Here is a 15,819-nt window from a genome sequence, read left to right on the forward strand (position 1 = left end):
CTTCCTATGGAATGATGACTTTGCGTCAGGTCGGCAAGGCAGCCAGATACGAATGGGCACGCGCCGCGATTCCGGCGGGATCTTCTTCGTATGGCGGATCTTGTTCGAAGAAATAGTGCACCGCGCCCGCCTTCCGGGCGACAGGCAGGATCTCTCGCCAGTCCAGCACACCAAGGCCGAGCGGTGCGGACTTCTGAACGAAGGCATAATCGGGGGTGGCGGCGGCCACGTCCTTGACATGAAGCTGGGTGAAACGCCCCTGATGAGCGCGCAGCAACGCTATCGGGTCACGCGCGGCCGCCGCGACCCATCCCACGTCCAATTCGAAATCGACGCAGGCCGGATCGGTTTCGCCCAGCAGGATGTCCATCCCGCAACCGCCTTCGGGCAGCGGCGCGAATTCGGCGTTGTGGTTGTGATAGCCGATGCGCAAGCCCTCGCGTGCGAGCATCGCGCCGGTCCGGTTGAGGAAGTCGGCATTGCGGCGCCACGCACCGGCATCCATCAGATTGCCGATGCGTGCCACGTATTTGCGCAAACGCTCGTCAGGGAGCCTCGCCGGAGCGTTGTCGGGAAATCGAAACGAGGCCAGCGTCAAGGTACGGGCGCCGATGGCCTGCGCATCGCCAACCAGAGCGCCGAGCGGACCGTCGAAGCTGGGCGCATCGTCGCCGCGACTGCGCCCCTGCACGTGGATGCTGGGGCACGAAAGGCCCGCGGCCCGCAGCATCGCCGCGATCGTACCACCCGAGCGGCCATAGAGATTGGCTATCTCCACTTCGCGGTAACCCATGCTCGCCACGGCCCGCAGCGTACCTTCGAGATCGGTCCGGGCCTGTGCGTCCAGCATGAACAACTGGAGACCGAGCTCTGCCCCGGCAGTCCCGAAGAAATGCGGGGGAGCCGCCATGGCAGGCAAAGGCAACCCCGCCGCAAATGCGGCTTTGCCGATCGCGATCAGACAATGACGCCGGTTGAGCATGACGGTTGGGTACTCTCTGGTCTGCAAAGGCGTGACGGCGCCCGGGTTGGGTGGAGAATGCTCCGGGCGCCGTCGTTCGGTCAGAACTTCATGCCTGCCCGAACACCGTAGACCCGCGGCTGCGAGACATAGACACGGCCCGCGCCATAGCCCGAGAACTGCACCGAGTTCTCGATGTTCTTGATGAAAGCGCTGATATAGTACGCATCATCGGGCGCATTGTACGCGATGTTCGCGTTGCTCTTCATATAGCTCGGGTTACGGAACTGCGTTCCATTGCCGAAATAGGTGACATAGTAGTCATCGCTGATCATCGTATCGACATGCGCCGCAATGTCGCCACCGTTGCCGAGCGGGAACGTGTGCGTGTAGCCCGCCGTCACCACCCAGTTGGGCGAGTTGTCGAGCGGACGCCCGGCGAAATCGACCGTCGTGGTGGGACGATACTCCGTATAGTGCCCATCGAGGTAGTTGATCGACAGATCGACGCGATCCTGCGAGGTCGGGATCAGTGTGAACTGCGTCTCGATGCCCTTGATCGTCGCCTTGCCGGCATTGAGCGTCGTCAGGCCGATCAGGCCCGGCGAACTGAGCTGCATGTTGGTGTAGTCATAATAAAAGCCCGCGAGGCTGAACGTGATCATGCGGTTCAGAGCCTTGCCCTTCACGCCGACCTCGTAGGCGGTCAGTTCTTCCGGGTTGTAGTACAGGTTGACCACCGGGCTGGTGCAGCCCGGCGAACCGGCCGCGCAGCCGTCGTTGAAGCCGCCGGCCTTGTAGCCGGTCGATACGGTGCCGTACGTCAGGATGTCCGGCGTGACATCGTATTCCGCGCCGGCCTTCCAGGTCAGCTTGGAGTCCGTGCGCGCGGCATCGTTGATCGACGAGAGGACATTGGTGTCCGCGCCGATGACCGAGGAACTGCGATCGTAGATCGTCGCACCTAGGCGCGATTTCTGATCGTGCGAATAGCGCAGGCCGCCGGTCAGGCGCAGCCCCTTGACCACCTCGTAAGTCGCCTGGCCGAAGGCCGCCTTCGATTCCGCTTCGACCGGCCCCTGCTGGAAGGTATAGAGCGGGAAGCCCGCATAGCCATGCAGAACCGTGTCCGCGTAGTCGGACTTCTCCTTGAAGTAGTAAAGGCCCGCAACTGCCGTCAGCGGTCCGTCGCCGGAAGTGGCGAGGCGCAGTTCCTGCGAATTCGACTTGTTCTTGGTGTACTGGTACTGCTCGGCGTAGCGGTTCGCGTTGTAGTTGACGTAAGTGCTGCGCTGGTCCTGGTCGAAGATGCGGTAGGAACCGAGATACGTCAGGTTCACCGGACCGAAATCCCACTTCGCTTTGGCCGTGACGCCGTAGATCTTATTGTCCTGATAGGGGTCGCTGACGACCGGATAATTGACCGTGCGCGCCTCGCTCGACGAGGGATGCAGGTACACCGGACTGGTCGTGGTGGCCGCGCCGTAGAAGTTGGCCATGGTGACAGCCTGCGTGCCCGCGCCGCCCTGATGGGTGTAGTCACCTACGATATAAAGCTCGCCCTGGTCGTCGCTGCCGAACTTGGCATCGAGGCTCAGGCGCCCGGCATATTCGTCCTGGTCCTGCCCGAGCTTGTGGTCGCCGACGCCGGTTCCCGCGATCAGGTAGCTATCATGCTTGTTGTAGGCGCCGGCGGCGCGCACGGCGATGCGGTCGCTCAACGGCACGTTGACCATCGCATCGACGCGGTAGGTATCGTAGTTCCCGTATTCGGCATTGACCGCCGCCGCGAACTTGTCGGTCGAAGGACGGTTGGCGATGATATTGACGACACCCGCCGTCGCATTGCGACCGTAGAGCGTGCCCTGCGGTCCGCGCAGAACCTCGACGCGGCCGATGTCGTAGAATGCACCCGAAAGCATCTGCGGGCGAGCCACATAGACGCCGTTGAGCATGAAGGCTGCCGAGGGATCGCCCTTTTCCGTACCGTCGGCGCTGGATACGCCGCGGATGGTCACCTGCAGACCGTTCGCCTGATCGATGCGCACGGTCGGAATGACGGTAGCAAGGTTCGATGCATCGGTGATGCCCGCGCTCTTGAGCTGGTCGCCGGTCGCCGCGCTGATCGACAGCGGCGCCTTCGACAGCAGTTCGGGGCGCTTCTGGGCCGTGACGATGATGTCACCGCCGGCCTGCTCGTCGGCCGCAGCGGGCGCTTCCTGCGCGCTGGCGGGCAGCGTGAACATCAGAGACGTGGCAAGGAACGTGCCTCGCAGATACAATGCAGCCTTCGTCATGGTAACCCTCATGGTAAAGTGAATGGGAGCACCGGCGAGCATCTTGCTTCTCCCGGCACGATAGTTCCTGCGGCAAATTCGGTTTCGGCGGTGGTCAGCCTGCGCCGGATATTTCCAGCGCGGGCCTTGCGATGAGTGAACTCCACCAGTTGTCCGGCAGAGCGGCGATGAAGAGATTTTCGGTGCGATAGTGCGCGATCAGCCATTCGCCGCCGACCTGCTCGAACGCGACGTTGAGGCGGCTGGAGCGCAGCAGCGAGCCGCCTGCGGCATCGACCCAGGGCTGGAACTGGACCCAGTCGCCGGTGACCCTGTCGCCCGTGGCCTCGAGGCTTTCGGTGCACAGGTAATGCGTATTGAAGACCTGCACGGGTTCGCGCTGCGTATAGAAGTTCAAGAAATGCGCGGCGATCGCCTCGCGCCCGACCTGGCTGCCGAACTGCGCGCCATGCGCACCGCCCACGCCTTCCCAGATCGCATCGGGCGCGAACAGCGCCGCGATGGCCCGGGCCCGCTCCTCCTCGCTCGCCCCGGCCATGAGGCGTGGCACGTCGCACAGGCGCATGTAGCGGCCCAGCGTGCGGCGCGCTCCGGCCTCAGCCTGGAGCAGCGCCACGTCCGCGCGAAGCTGGTTCAGCTCGGCCTGCAATTCGCAAATCTGCCCGATGGCGGCATCGGTCCCGGACGATTCAGACATCACGCGCCTCCCGGACGAGCGCGGCGGCGCTGCGCAAGGGCTGCCAGGCCAACAGCATGGCGACGATGCACACCGCTGCCAGCGACAGGTGGACTTTTGCCGGATCACGCAGGACCTTGTCGGTCAGCAGCGCTACCAGGCTCACCCCGCCGGTCTGGCCGATGAGGTTGGCGATGAGCAGGAACAGCGCGGTAATCTGCGCTCTGACACGCGGCGGCACGCTGGTCTGCAACGACTGCGATGCATGGACGAGCGGCCAGGGCGCAACGAACAGCGCCATCGCCGTACCGAGCATCAGCATCGGCCCGCTCCCGGCGACGGCGATGATCACCATCGCGGGCACCATGACCAGCATGCCGATGATCGCCGCCCGCAGAGGCGCACTGCGCCCATAGGCGGCGGACAGGCGATCGGCCAGCCAGCCTGCGGTCAACGTCCCCAGCGGGCAACAGACCAGGACGAGCGCGCCCGCGGTCAGCCCCAAATGCGCGGCATCCAGTCCCAGCCGACGCCCCAGCATCGCCGGCAGCCACGCCATGATCGAGAAGAATGCCGCCGCAAGCGCGGTGAACCCGCAGTAGTGCCGCACGAGGAAGGCGCGCTGCGGCTTGAGCTGTGCCCAGGCTGCTGCCAATGACACGCGATCTGCCGCCGTATTGCGGCGCGGATCGCGCACCCCGAAGAGGATCACCGGCGCAAGCACGAGGCCCGGCAGGCCGACGATCACGAACATCTGCTTCCAGACGGCCAGATCGCCGAACAGCGGCAGCCCTGCGCCGGGGCGCGACAGCATCGCGACCAGCCCGCCACCAAGCAGGTAGGCCGTCGCCGCGCCGAACTGGGAGCCCATGGAAAACACCGCAATCGCGCGGCCCAACATGGCGGGCGCGACGATATCGGCGATCAGCGAATAGGCCGCAGGCGTCAGCGCGGCTTCGCCGACGCCGACAAGGATGCGCGCGATGAAGATGTGGCCGTAGCTGTCTGCCAGCCCCGACGCGATCGTCGCCAGGCTCCAGCACAGGATGCCCGCTCCGATGACCCGGTTGCGGCGAAAGGTGTCCGAGGCCCAGCCCAGCGGCACTCCGGCGACGGCGAAGAACACGGAGAACGCCAGCCCCGTCAGGAAACTGAAGCGCAAGTCGTCGATCTGGAGGTCGGCCTTGATCGGTTCGATCAGCAGCGCAAGGATTTGCCGATCCACATACGACAGCAGGTATACCAGCGTCAGCAGCCCGACGATGACCCAGGCACCGCGCGTTTGCACCGACGCAGCAGCCTGAGGCGAAAATGCCGATGGGATTGGATCGACTTGCATAAGCGCATTGTCCCTGAACTTCGCCCAGCCACCGCAGCCCGAAGCCAACGCACACGCCACCGGGCATGCGCGTTTCGCCATGGTCATAGTCGCGGCCGTTGAAGGGCTTCGATTCGCTTGCGCCACTCGTTGCGATAGCGCGATATCTGCATACCGTTCTCATTCGAAAATTGACCCATGTCAAACCAAAAATGTATAAATGCGTCAAATATGGTTGCATGATGAAATATACGTGCGTAAAGTGAATGCACTTAGCGCGAGGTGTTCATGACCGCTTTCCTCCCCGAAGATGCTGAAAAAGGCAGCAATGCCGAAGAGGCCTACGCCGAGGTTCTCGGCCGCCTGCGCCTGGGATTGATCGCTCCCGGCGACCGCATCGTGGACAAGGCGCTTGCCGCGGAACTGGGCATGTCGCGCATGCCGGCTCGCGAAGCCCTGCTGCGGCTGGTCCACGAAGGTTACCTTGTCGGTTCGACCAGAGGCTTTAGGCTGCCGACGCCGAGCAACGCGGACATTCTGGAGATCTTCGAGATCCGCAAGATGCTCGAGCCTCGCGCGGCGGCAATGGCTGTGGTCGAGATGACCCCGGAGAGCTTGGCCACGCTCGAGGCTGCATTCGCGGACGCGCAGAAAGCCTACGAGAAAGACGACATGATGGCGCTGTTCAACGCCAACGTCGCGTTTCGCGAGGCTTGGCTGGCGGTGGTGCCCAACGTGCGCCTAGTGGCGATGATCCACAGGCACTTCGATCAGGTCAACGCGGTCCGCCTGGCCACCTTGCACGACAAGGAGACGCGGGCGATCTCGGTGACGATCGCCAGCACGTTGCTGGCGGGCTTCCGCCGCCGCGACTCGCTCTACGTCTACGAGCAGATGCTCAGCTTCATCGAGAACGCACGGCTGCGCTTCGTCGCGCTTAACCCCTTCGATGAACTTGGCCTGGGGAGTGAAGACAAGTGACCGACGAATTTGGTGCCGTCGCGCGGGAACTCGATATCGGCGACGGCCCGGTGCGCGTGCTGGTCAAGGATTGCCTCGACATCGCGGGCTACCCGACGTTCCAGGGCAGCGCGGTCATGGCGGATACCGCGCCGGCAGCCGATGACGCCGAGGTTGTCCGGCGCCTGCGCCGGGACGCTTCGCTGACGATCGTGGGCAAGGCCAACATGCACGAATTCGCATTCGGCGTGACCGGCGCCAATGCCTGGGCGGGCACGCCCGTCAATCCTCGCTGGCCCGATCGCATTCCCGGCGGCTCGTCGAGCGGCTCGGCCGTGGGCGTGGCGGCGGGCATCGCCGATATCGCGATCGGTACTGACACCGGCGGCTCGGTCCGCATGCCCGCCGCCTGCTGCGGGCTGGTCGGCTTCAAGCCCAGCTTCGGTCTCGTCAGCCGCGAGGGCGCTCATCCACGCGAGAGTACGCTGGACTGCGTCGGCGTCTTCGCCACGAAAATCGACGACGTCGAGCGCACCATGGCCACGATCGTCGAACAGTGGCCGACCGAGGAAGCCCCTGCCGCGCTGCGGATCGGCGTGCTCGACGTCGAGGCGGACGGCGAAGTGCGCGCGGCGTTCGCGACGGCCATGACCCGCTTGGGCGACGTCGAGACGTGCCGCGCGGATTCGTTCGTGGACGCCTTCACAGCGGGAATCACGGTCATGGGCGCCGAAACCTGGACCGCGATCGGCGAGCATGTCGATCACCCGGGCATGGGCGAGGACGTACGCGCCCGGGTTCGCGCGGGCAGCATGGTACGCCCCGAAGACCTGATCCAAGCCGAAGCCATCCGCGCCCGGTTCGCCGCCGAGATCGATGCACTGCTCGATCGGTTCGATGTGCTGCTTCTGCCGACCCTGCCGGTGGTCCCGCCGACGATCGAGGAAGCCGCCGACCCGCGCACCTGCGTACCGCTCACCCGGCTGGTACGCCCCTTCAACTTGTCCGGCCACCCGGCTGTGACGCTGCCGCTGCTGTCCGATCGCGGGCTGCCGGTCGGTCTCCAGATCGTCGGCCGCATGAACGGCGACGCCCGGCTTTGCGCCTGCGCGCGCGAAATCGAGAAGCGGCTCACCGCCGCAAGCTGAGTTCGAAGATAGAGGCCCGCCGATCGCAATCGCGGTCTGCGGACCTTCATAACAAGGGAAAATCCATGACCACGACGACCTCCCGGGGCGGCGTCGCGATCGACTGCGGGCACCTCGTCCGCGACGACCGCGTCCATACCTCGCTCTACAAGGATCCGGCGATCTTCGATCAGGAGCTGGACCGGATATTCCGGAACACCTGGGTCTGGGTCGCGCATGAAAGCGACGTGCCCAAGGCCAACACCTTCAAGACCTCGTGGGTAGGCAACCAGCCCGTCATCGTCACGCGCGACAAGACGGACACCATCCACGTCCTGCTCAACCGCTGCCGCCACCGCGCCGCCAGTGTGTGCGAGAAGAAGAAGGGCAAGTCGAGCGTCTTCGTCTGCCCTTACCACGGCTGGAGCTACGGCGTGGACGGCGCGCTGCGCAAGGTGCCGCACGCCTCGGGTTACCAGAGCGAACCGGAAAAGGCGGAGTTGAGCCTCGTCTCGCTGCGCGTCGAAACTTACAACGGCATGATTTTCGCCACCTTCAAGGATGACATCGAGCCGCTCGTAGACTTCCTCGGCCCCGCGAAGAAGTGGATCGATCTGTTCATGAAGCAGGGGGCGGGCTTCGGCGTGAAGACGCTGGGCGAACATAAGTTCCGCTTTCCCGGAAACTGGAAGATCCAGCTCGAGAACACGACCGACGCCTACCACTTCCCGATCGTCCACAAGACCTTCCTCGACAGCCTCGATGCGGAGACCGAGAACATCTTCGACGTGCTGGGTCATGGCGGCTGGGTCGAGAACCTCGGCAACGGCCACTCCGTCATGGTGATGATCCCCGATCTCATCGACCTTGAGGACAATCTCGACGCACCGATCCCCGATCGCTTCGCCGACCTGGCGGCCGAACTGGTGGCCGAAGGCCACGACGACGCGACCGTGCGCAAGGTGGTGCGCGCGGTGGGCGGCACCGGGTTCAACCTCAACCTGTTCCCCAATGTCGCCTGCTCGATGGCGTTCTTCCGCGTGCTGCGCCCGGTGGCCGTGGACGAGACCGAGATTACTCACGTCGCCATCGGCATGGATGAGGGCCCTGTCGCGGGCAACCGCATGCGCCTGCGCCTGCACGAACACTTCCAGGGACCGATGGGCTTCGGCACGCCTGACGACGCCGAGGGCTGGGAGCGCGTCCAGCGCGGTGCAGCGGCGGGCGATGATCTGTGGATCATGGTCAACCGAGGAGTCGATGCGCCCGAGGGGGCCGCCGAAGCCGGCCACGATGCAGGCGATGTCAGCGCCGAAACCGGCATGCGTGCCGCCTATCAGCAGTGGAAGAGGATGATGACGGCATGAGCACCGAGGCGATGACCGCAACCGTCGATGCCGCCGAAGCCTTCGGCGCCATGCAGTTCATCTGGCGCGAGGCCGAGATTCTCGACCGGCTCGACTACAAGGCATGGCTGCCGCTGTGGACGCAGGACGGTCTCTACATCATTCCGACCGAACTCGGCGTGAAGGACCACGCCGATGCGCTCAACGTCGCCTATGACAACGCCGAGATGCGCGAGGCTCGCGTGAAGCGGCTGCGCAGCGGCTTCTCCATGTCCGCCTCGCCGCCGGCCCGCACGGTCCGCACGGTCTCGCGCTTCGTGTTCGAGCGGGACGGCGACGTTCTCGTCGTGCGCTCGGCGATGCAGATCGCCGAATACAAGTTCGAGCGGCTGCGCACGATCGCCGCCGATGTCGAGCACCATCTCGAAGCGGCCGAAGGCGGCCAATGGCAGATCGGGCGCAAGATCGTCACGCTCATCAATGCCGACGATTACCTGCACGGCATCGGATATCTGTTCTAACCGGTGAGGGACGGCTGGAACCGGCAAGTATCGGGGGCCGTGCGGTTTGCCGTCGGCACCCGATACTTGCCGGATTTCCGCAGGACGCGCTTCCTTCAGGACTGATCGGCAAGGCATCATGGAAAAATCAGACGTCGTCATCGTGGGAGCGGGACATGGGGGAGCGCAATGTGCGCTCGCCCTGCGCCAGAACGGGTTCACCGGAACCATCACCGTCATCGGCCGCGAGCCGGAGCATCCTTACGAGCGGCCGCCGCTTTCGAAGGAATACTTCGCGCGCGAGAAGACCTTCGATCGTCTCTACATCCGCCCGCCGACGTTCTGGGCCGAGAAGGAGGTGACCTTCAGGCTCTCCACCGAAGTCACCAAGGTGGACGCCGAAGCGAAGGAACTGACGCTCTCGAACGGCACGACCTTCGGCTACGGCAAGCTGGTCTGGGCGACCGGCGGCGATCCGCGGCGCCTGTCGTGCAGCGGGGCCGAGCTTGCGGGCGTCCACGCGGTACGCACCCGCGAGGACTGCGACACGCTGATGGCCGAAGTCGATGCGGGGACGAAGAACATCGTCGTCATCGGCGGCGGCTACATCGGGCTGGAAGCAGCGGCGGTGCTGTCGAAGATGGGGCTCAGCGTGGTCCTGCTCGAAGCCCTGCCGCGCGTGCTGGCGCGCGCCGCGGGCGAGGAGCTGTCCGAATTCTACCAGAAGGAACACCGCGATCACGGCGTCGATCTGCGCACCGGCGTTGCGGTGGAATGCCTCGAAGGTGACGGACACCGCGTTACCGGCGTGAAGCTGGTCGACGGCGAGGTGATCCCCGCCGAGGCGGTGATCGTCGGCATCGGCATCGTGCCCGCCGTCGGTCCGCTGATCCTCGCAGGTGCCTCGGGTGCGAACGGCGTGGACGTGGACGAGTTCTGCCGCACCTCGCTGCCGGACGTCTACGCGATCGGTGACTGCGCGGCCTTCGCCTGCGATTATGCGGGCGGCACAGTGATGCGCGTGGAATCGGTGCAGAACGCCAACGACATGGCGACCTGCGTGGCCAAGGCGATCTGCGGCGAGGAGAAGCCGTACAAGGCGTTCCCGTGGTTCTGGTCGAACCAGTATGATCTCAAGCTGCAGACGGCCGGGATCAACATGGGCTTCGACCAGACGGTGACGCGCGGCGACGTCGAGGGGCGCAGCTTCTCGGTGGTTTACCTCAAGCAGGGCAAGGTCGTGGCGCTGGACTGCGTGAACATGGTCAAGGACTACGTGCAGGGCCGCAAGCTGGTGGAAGCGGGTGCGACGCCCGATGTGGGGCGCCTTGCCGACGCAGGTGTGCCGCTGAAAGAACTGGTGTGAGGATGACGTCGTCCCGGACCCGATCCGGGACCGCTGGCGGTCTTTAGGCGCGACCTCGGGTAAAGGCGCCCTGCCGACAGCAAGGCGGTTCACGGCCAGCGGTCCCGGATCAAGTCCGGGACGACGTCAGCTTGCCTCTCGCCCACCTCGCCGCCACCGCATATCAGCACCACATCATGACGACGCGGCTTGCCATCGCCCTCCGGATCGAAGATCGCGTGATCCCGTAGCCCACTGCCGCGAGCGAACCACGTCGCCCGTCGATCAAGGAACGGATGCAACGATGTCTTACAAACTGTTGATCGATGGAGCGCTGGTCGATGGCGCCTCCGATATCGAGGTCGTGAATCCAGCCTCCGGCATTGCCTTTGCCAACGCCCCCCGCGCCGACGAGCAGCAGGCGCAAACTGCCGTCGCCGCCGCCAAACGCGCGTTCCCAGGCTGGGCGGCCCTCGGCTTCGCACAGCGCCGAGGCTACCTCGACGCGCTGGCCGAGGCGATCCGCGTGCGCATCGACGATTTCGCCCGCATACTGACGCAGGAACAGGGAAAGCCCCTGAAGGAAGCTAGGCAGGAAGTTCTCGGCGCCATTGCCGCGCTCGCCTACTACGCGCCGTTCGAACTTGAGCCGCGCGTCCTGCGGGACACGGCGGATGAGCGGATCATCGAGCAGCGCTATCCGCTAGGCGTGGTTGCCGCCATCACGCCGTGGAACTACCCGCTGTTGCTGCTGATGGTGAAGCTGGCCCCGGCGCTCATCACGGGCAATACCGTAATCGCCAAGCCCGCTCCGACCACGCCGCTCACCACCCTGCTGCTGGGCGAGGTTGCCGCCGAGATCCTCCCGCCCGGTGTCTTCCAGACGCTGGTGGACCGCAACGACCTTGGCGCCCTGCTGAGCGGGCACCCCGACGTCGCGCACGTCAGCTTCACCGGCTCGACGCCAACCGGCAAGAAAGTGCTCGGCAGCGCCGCCGACACCCTCAAGCGCTTCACGCTGGAGCTGGGCGGCAACGACGCGGCGATCATTCTCGATGACGCCGATGTCGCCAAGGTCGCACCACGGATATTCAGCGGCGCCACCACCAATGCGGGCCAGATCTGCCTTGCCGTGAAGCGAGTCTATGCCCCGCACGCGATGATGGATGCGCTGTGCACCGAACTCGCCCGGCTCGCCGGAGAGGCGGTCGTCGGCGACGGGCTGGAGCAGGGCACCACGATCGGGCCGATCCAGAACCGCGCCCAGTTCGAGAAAGTCCTTGGCTTCATCGAAGACGCCCGCGCGCACGGCACAATCGTCGCCGGCGGGGAAGCGCTGCCGGGCGATGGCTACTTCATCGCGCCCACCATCGTGCGCGACCTGCCCGACGATGCGCGCCTCGTACGCGAGGAGCAGTTCGGCCCGGTACTTCCCGTACTGGGTTATGATGATCTCGACGATGCGATCCGCCGGGCCAACGACAGCGACTACGGGCTGGGCGGCACCGTCTGGACCTCGAACGTGGATCGCGGCATCGCAGTCGCCTCGCGCATCGAGAGCGGGACGGTGTGGGTCAACAAGCACCTGGAACTGCCGTTCGACGTCCCCTTCGGCGGCGCCAAGCAATCGGGCATCGGCCGCCAGCAGGGTATCGAGGGCATGGAGGACTTCACCCAGCCGCGCATCGTCAACGTAGCGCTTGGCTGAGGAACGAAACCCGCTCTATTTTTGGCAACACAATGTGCAAATCATTGCGTTTGATAGAGCGGTAAAGGAGGCGGAAAAGGCGCTGGAAACCTTCAGCGGATAAAAATTCCATGGCTACTGCCGCCGTCATTGCCCCTGTTCGCCCTGCCCTTCCCCTCGGCTGCACTTTTGATCCGGAAGACTGGTACGTCCTTGCCCGTCACTGGTATCCGGTCGCGCTCGCGCGTGAAGTGGGCGAGAAACCGGTCGGCACCAGGCTGCTCGACCAGCCGCTGGTGATCTACAAGTCCGGCGACGAAGTCGTCGTCGCGACCAATGTGTGCCCGCATCGCGGGGTGCCGCTGAGTCTAGGGACGCAGCAGGGCGACAGCGTCGTGTGCCCCTATCACGGTCTCAGGTTCGGGGGCGGCGGCAAGTGCGTCCACGTCCCTGCGCACCCCGCGCGCGACATTCCCGAGCGGCTGCACCTGCGCACTTTCCCCAGCTTCGAGCGCTACGGCCTGATCTGGACCTGCCTCGACGCCGAGGGCGATGCTCCCGCGGCGGGCGACATCCCAGACATGCCGCACTGGGACGAGTCCGAATTCCAGCAGATCACCTGCCCCTGGATTGACATCAACGGCTTCGCGGGACGCCAGTTGGAAGGCTTTCTCGACGTCGCGCACTTCGCGTTCGTGCATACCGAGACTTTCGCCGATCCCGACAATGCCGAAGTCCCGGCCTATGCACCGAAACGGACCGAATACGGCTTTGAGGCAGAATACTGGAGTTCGGTAGGCAACTATCCCATCGGCGTCTCTCAGCGCGGAGTTCCCGGATTCAACTGGCTGCGCCATTTCCGCTGCCACCTGCCGTTCACGGCGACACTGGAGATCCATTTCCCCGGCACCGACCGACTGGTCATCATGAACGCCGCTTCGCCGGTCTCGGCCCGGGTCACGCGTCTGTTCGCACCGATCGCCCGCAACTTCGACACCGACCTGCCGGTGCAGGACGTCTACGACTTCAACCAGCGCATCTTCGAGGAGGACAAGGCCATCGTCGAGGCGCAGATGCCCGAATGGCTGCCGCTCGACCCCACTGACGAGGCGCATATCCCGGCGGACATGAGTTCGATGACCTATCGCCGCGGCCTCAAGCGCCTCGGGCTCAAACGGTTCTTCGGATACTGACGAGGAGTGCCCGAAGACAAGGATGGGCCTTTCGGGGACGCGCTATCGGACCGGCGGGTGACGGATTGGACCGATCCGGCGCTAATGCGCGGGCGCACACACGGCAGCATGATCGCGGCGACCGAACGTCGCGACAGCGCGCAATCGCCTCATCTTTGCAACCCGGAATGCACCCGTATGCCCGCTCGACCCTCGAAACGCACGCCCTGCCCCGAAAAAAAACCTTGCGCCTTTTGCAAAGACACTAATCCAGGCGCGTAAAATTGTGTGAAGTTGTGAACTTTACTTTTGTCTATAAAGATTGAAAACAAGCAACACAGCACAACACGTCTTGAGCGTCCTCCCGATAGAACCATACCGGTTGTTTCGTTTTCCATTTGGTCATCATTTAATACCAACTTGCTCCTCTGGAAAAGCACGTATGGCTTTGAGGAGGTCTGATTATGAAAAGGCACATTATCGGGTTTGTTCTGCTGGGCAGCGCGGCGATTTCGACGCCCGCCAGCGCCGCCATCACCGGCAACGTCAACGCCACCATCGTCCTGACGACCGCCTGCCGGATCAACAATACCGTCGTTCCCGATACGACGACCAACGTGGACTTCGGCACGCTCGATTTCGGGGTACAGAACAGCTACTTCACCCAGGCTACCGCCCAGCTTGTCGGTACGGCCGGAAACGGCATAGCCATTCAGTGCAGCAACGGCACGCAACCGACCATCTCGTTCTCGGCGGGCAATTCGGCGGGATTGGGCACAAGCAATACCGGGACGACCGGCACGCGTTCGATGAAGCATACGACTTCAGCGAATTACGTGACTTACAATCTCTACCGGGACGCCGGAAGCGCGACGCCGATCGTGGCCAATACCGCGATCGCCTTGGCGGCCGACGGCAGCGCGCAGAACGTTACCGTATACGGCACGGCTTACGGCGCTGCGGGGCTGATCACCGGCACCTACAACGATGTCGTCGTCGTGACGATCGCATTCGGCCCCTAAGACCGGGACAGAAGCCGACAGGTACAGGAGCATGCGCCGGCTTGGGGCAGCCATTTCCGCCGGAGCGCTGACGATCGTGATCGCCAGTACCGCTCATGCGGAAACCAGCAAGACTTTCGCGGTATCCGCGACGATCGCGGCCGGATGTGCCGTCGATGGCTTGGGGACGAGCGGTAGCGCAGGCACGATGGGCACGCTGACGTTCCCCTCTCAACCGTCCGTCGCCACGACGACGCTACAGGCCAACATCAGTGGATCCCAGGCGATCGTCCTGCGCTGCACGCCGGGCGTTAGCCTGACCATGTCGATCGATGGCGGACTGCACGCGGCAACAGGCCGCACCCTGCAACTGGGCACCACCGCGAACCGGCTGGCCTACAGCCTATGCGCGGACGCCGGATGCGCGCAGGCGATCGGCATCAACCAGGCGATATCGATCGCGGTGACCTCCACCAACATGAACAATGTCAGGTTACCCGTCTACGGCCGCCTGACGCTGCCGGGCACGACGCCGCCGGGCACTTATACCGACACCCTGACCGTCACCTTGAGCTGGTAGGTCACAAAGGACACGCCCATGAAGATTCCCGCTCTATTGCCAAGGCTGCTGGTCTTCGCCGCATGCGCACTCCTGCCTGGTTTTGCGTATTCACAAAGCAACAATTCGGTCGTCATCTGGCCGATCAACCCGGTCATCGAAAGCGGCGAGCGCGCCACGCCGCTGCGGCTGGAGAACCCCGGCCAGCGCCCGATCCTCATGCAGATCCGCATCTTCGGCTGGCAGCAGATCGATGGCGACGAGCGGTTCGTCGAGCAGAAAGACATCACCGGGACGCCGCCCATGGTCCGCATCGAGCCGGGACAGCAGCAGCTCATCCGCCTGACCAGGATCACCCCGTCACCCGCAGGCAGCGAACAGTCCTATCGTGTCATCATCGATGAAATTCCGCTGACCGAAGCAGACTCGCCCGCCGAAGCCGGAAACCCGGCTCAGGGCGCCGGAGCGGCGATCCGGTTTCGGATGCGCTATTCCGTGCCACTGTTCACCTATGGCGAGGGTGCGAATACCCGCGCCGCGAAGACCGAAACCACCGCGAGGCCCGCCCTGCAATGGCGCGTGGTAAAGGCGGACGGCGGCAATGTCCTCCAAATCCGCAACCCGGGCGCGAGCCACAGCCGCCTCAGCGGCGTGGCGCAGAAACGCTCCGACGGGACTTCCTCGAAAATCGAAGGGGCGCACGGCTATATCCTCGCCGGAGCCACGATGCGCTTTCCGATCGCGCAGGCCGTTGTGCCGCAAGCCAGGCTGTTCGCCGATGTCGAGGACAATTCCTCCGCGCCGATGGTGCCCTGGCAGCCCTGACATGGCCCAAGCCGCGCTCCCCTTTAGCACGCGGAAGGAGGATGG

At 64.4% G+C, this 15,819-nt stretch carries 14 protein-coding genes; 10 read left to right on the top strand and 4 right to left on the bottom strand.

Annotated features, from left to right (window positions below):
• Positions 1 to 25: 25 nt before the first annotated feature.
• From BES08_RS21175 to BES08_RS21190, 4 genes are all read right to left on the bottom strand, one after another.
• Positions 26 to 982 (bottom strand): sugar phosphate isomerase/epimerase family protein, encoded by a 957-nt coding sequence (locus BES08_RS21175; protein ID WP_051587104.1) that lies wholly within the window; start codon positions 980 to 982, stop codon positions 26 to 28.
• An 80-nt stretch (positions 983 to 1,062) separates the two neighbouring features.
• Complete coding sequence (locus BES08_RS21180; RefSeq protein ID WP_197524493.1) at positions 1,063 to 3,258, bottom strand: TonB-dependent receptor; 2,196 nt, start codon at positions 3,256 to 3,258, stop codon at positions 1,063 to 1,065.
• Between the two features lie 94 nt (positions 3,259 to 3,352).
• Complete coding sequence (locus BES08_RS21185) at positions 3,353 to 3,955, bottom strand: nuclear transport factor 2 family protein (RefSeq protein ID WP_051587102.1); 603 nt, start codon at positions 3,953 to 3,955, stop codon at positions 3,353 to 3,355.
• Entirely contained in the window at positions 3,948 to 5,222 is a 1,275-nt protein-coding gene (locus BES08_RS21190) for a spinster family MFS transporter (protein WP_051587101.1), read from the bottom strand. Before BES08_RS21190 ends, BES08_RS21185 begins: the two co-directional genes overlap by 8 nt.
• Positions 5,223 to 5,540: 318 nt before the next feature.
• On the opposite strand from BES08_RS21190, the gene BES08_RS21195 reads away from it, so the two are divergent.
• From BES08_RS21195 to BES08_RS21240, 10 genes are all read left to right on the top strand, one after another.
• Positions 5,541 to 6,233 (top strand): GntR family transcriptional regulator, encoded by a 693-nt coding sequence (locus BES08_RS21195; RefSeq protein ID WP_008829762.1) that lies wholly within the window; start codon positions 5,541 to 5,543, stop codon positions 6,231 to 6,233.
• Positions 6,230 to 7,360, top strand: coding sequence for an amidase (locus BES08_RS21200; protein ID WP_051587100.1), 1,131 nt, complete (start codon positions 6,230 to 6,232; stop codon positions 7,358 to 7,360). Before BES08_RS21195 ends, BES08_RS21200 begins: the two co-directional genes overlap by 4 nt.
• 65 nt (positions 7,361 to 7,425) lie before the next feature.
• Positions 7,426 to 8,706 carry an aromatic ring-hydroxylating oxygenase subunit alpha gene (locus tag BES08_RS21205; RefSeq protein ID WP_036528841.1) on the top strand — a complete coding sequence of 427 codons (1,281 nt, stop codon included), beginning with the start codon at positions 7,426 to 7,428 and terminating at the stop codon, positions 8,704 to 8,706.
• Positions 8,703 to 9,206 carry an aromatic-ring-hydroxylating dioxygenase subunit beta gene (locus BES08_RS21210; protein ID WP_036528840.1) on the top strand — a complete coding sequence of 168 codons (504 nt, stop codon included), beginning with the start codon at positions 8,703 to 8,705 and terminating at the stop codon, positions 9,204 to 9,206. The genes BES08_RS21205 and BES08_RS21210 overlap by 4 nt, the downstream gene beginning before the upstream one ends.
• Positions 9,207 to 9,324: 118 nt before the next feature.
• A complete protein-coding gene (locus BES08_RS21215; RefSeq protein ID WP_036528838.1) occupies positions 9,325 to 10,551 on the top strand; it encodes an NAD(P)/FAD-dependent oxidoreductase in 1,227 nt (408 codons plus the stop codon).
• A 283-nt stretch (positions 10,552 to 10,834) separates the two neighbouring features.
• Positions 10,835 to 12,238, top strand: coding sequence for an aldehyde dehydrogenase family protein (locus BES08_RS21220; protein WP_036528837.1), 1,404 nt, complete (start codon positions 10,835 to 10,837; stop codon positions 12,236 to 12,238).
• Positions 12,239 to 12,348: 110 nt separating this feature from the next.
• Positions 12,349 to 13,410, top strand: a complete 1,062-nt coding sequence (locus BES08_RS21225; RefSeq protein ID WP_008828679.1) for a Rieske 2Fe-2S domain-containing protein — start codon at positions 12,349 to 12,351, stop codon at positions 13,408 to 13,410.
• Positions 13,411 to 13,853: 443 nt separating this feature from the next.
• The gene (locus BES08_RS21230) at positions 13,854 to 14,411 is read left to right on the top strand and encodes a Csu type fimbrial protein (RefSeq protein ID WP_008828678.1); all 558 of its coding nucleotides are present in this window, start codon (positions 13,854 to 13,856) and stop codon (positions 14,409 to 14,411) included.
• A gap of 31 nt (positions 14,412 to 14,442) precedes the next feature.
• A complete protein-coding gene (locus tag BES08_RS21235) occupies positions 14,443 to 14,970 on the top strand; it encodes a Csu type fimbrial protein (protein ID WP_069709436.1) in 528 nt (175 codons plus the stop codon).
• A gap of 18 nt (positions 14,971 to 14,988) precedes the next feature.
• The gene (locus BES08_RS21240) at positions 14,989 to 15,774 is read left to right on the top strand and encodes a fimbrial biogenesis chaperone (RefSeq protein ID WP_083274788.1); all 786 of its coding nucleotides are present in this window, start codon (positions 14,989 to 14,991) and stop codon (positions 15,772 to 15,774) included.
• Positions 15,775 to 15,819: the final 45 nt, after the last annotated feature.

The organism is Novosphingobium resinovorum, assembly GCF_001742225.1.
GTDB classification, from domain to species: domain Bacteria; phylum Pseudomonadota; class Alphaproteobacteria; order Sphingomonadales; family Sphingomonadaceae; genus Novosphingobium; species Novosphingobium resinovorum_A.

What these genes read in the sequence shown, in the direction of transcription:
- BES08_RS21175 (WP_051587104.1), bottom strand. Translation starts at nt 982, where the DNA reads ATGCTCAACCGGCGTCATTGTCTGATCGCGATCGGCAAAGCCGCATTT.
- BES08_RS21180 (WP_197524493.1), bottom strand. Translation starts at nt 3,258, where the DNA reads ATGACGAAGGCTGCATTGTATCTGCGAGGCACGTTCCTTGCCACGTCT.
- BES08_RS21185 (WP_051587102.1), bottom strand. Translation starts at nt 3,955, where the DNA reads ATGTCTGAATCGTCCGGGACCGATGCCGCCATCGGGCAGATTTGCGAA.
- BES08_RS21195 (WP_008829762.1), top strand. Translation starts at nt 5,541, where the DNA reads ATGACCGCTTTCCTCCCCGAAGATGCTGAAAAAGGCAGCAATGCCGAA.
- BES08_RS21205 (WP_036528841.1), top strand. Translation starts at nt 7,426, where the DNA reads ATGACCACGACGACCTCCCGGGGCGGCGTCGCGATCGACTGCGGGCAC.
- BES08_RS21210 (WP_036528840.1), top strand. Translation starts at nt 8,703, where the DNA reads ATGAGCACCGAGGCGATGACCGCAACCGTCGATGCCGCCGAAGCCTTC.
- BES08_RS21215 (WP_036528838.1), top strand. Translation starts at nt 9,325, where the DNA reads ATGGAAAAATCAGACGTCGTCATCGTGGGAGCGGGACATGGGGGAGCG.
- BES08_RS21220 (WP_036528837.1), top strand. Translation starts at nt 10,835, where the DNA reads ATGTCTTACAAACTGTTGATCGATGGAGCGCTGGTCGATGGCGCCTCC.
- BES08_RS21225 (WP_008828679.1), top strand. Translation starts at nt 12,349, where the DNA reads ATGGCTACTGCCGCCGTCATTGCCCCTGTTCGCCCTGCCCTTCCCCTC.
- BES08_RS21230 (WP_008828678.1), top strand. Translation starts at nt 13,854, where the DNA reads ATGAAAAGGCACATTATCGGGTTTGTTCTGCTGGGCAGCGCGGCGATT.
- BES08_RS21235 (WP_069709436.1), top strand. Translation starts at nt 14,443, where the DNA reads ATGCGCCGGCTTGGGGCAGCCATTTCCGCCGGAGCGCTGACGATCGTG.
- BES08_RS21240 (WP_083274788.1), top strand. Translation starts at nt 14,989, where the DNA reads ATGAAGATTCCCGCTCTATTGCCAAGGCTGCTGGTCTTCGCCGCATGC.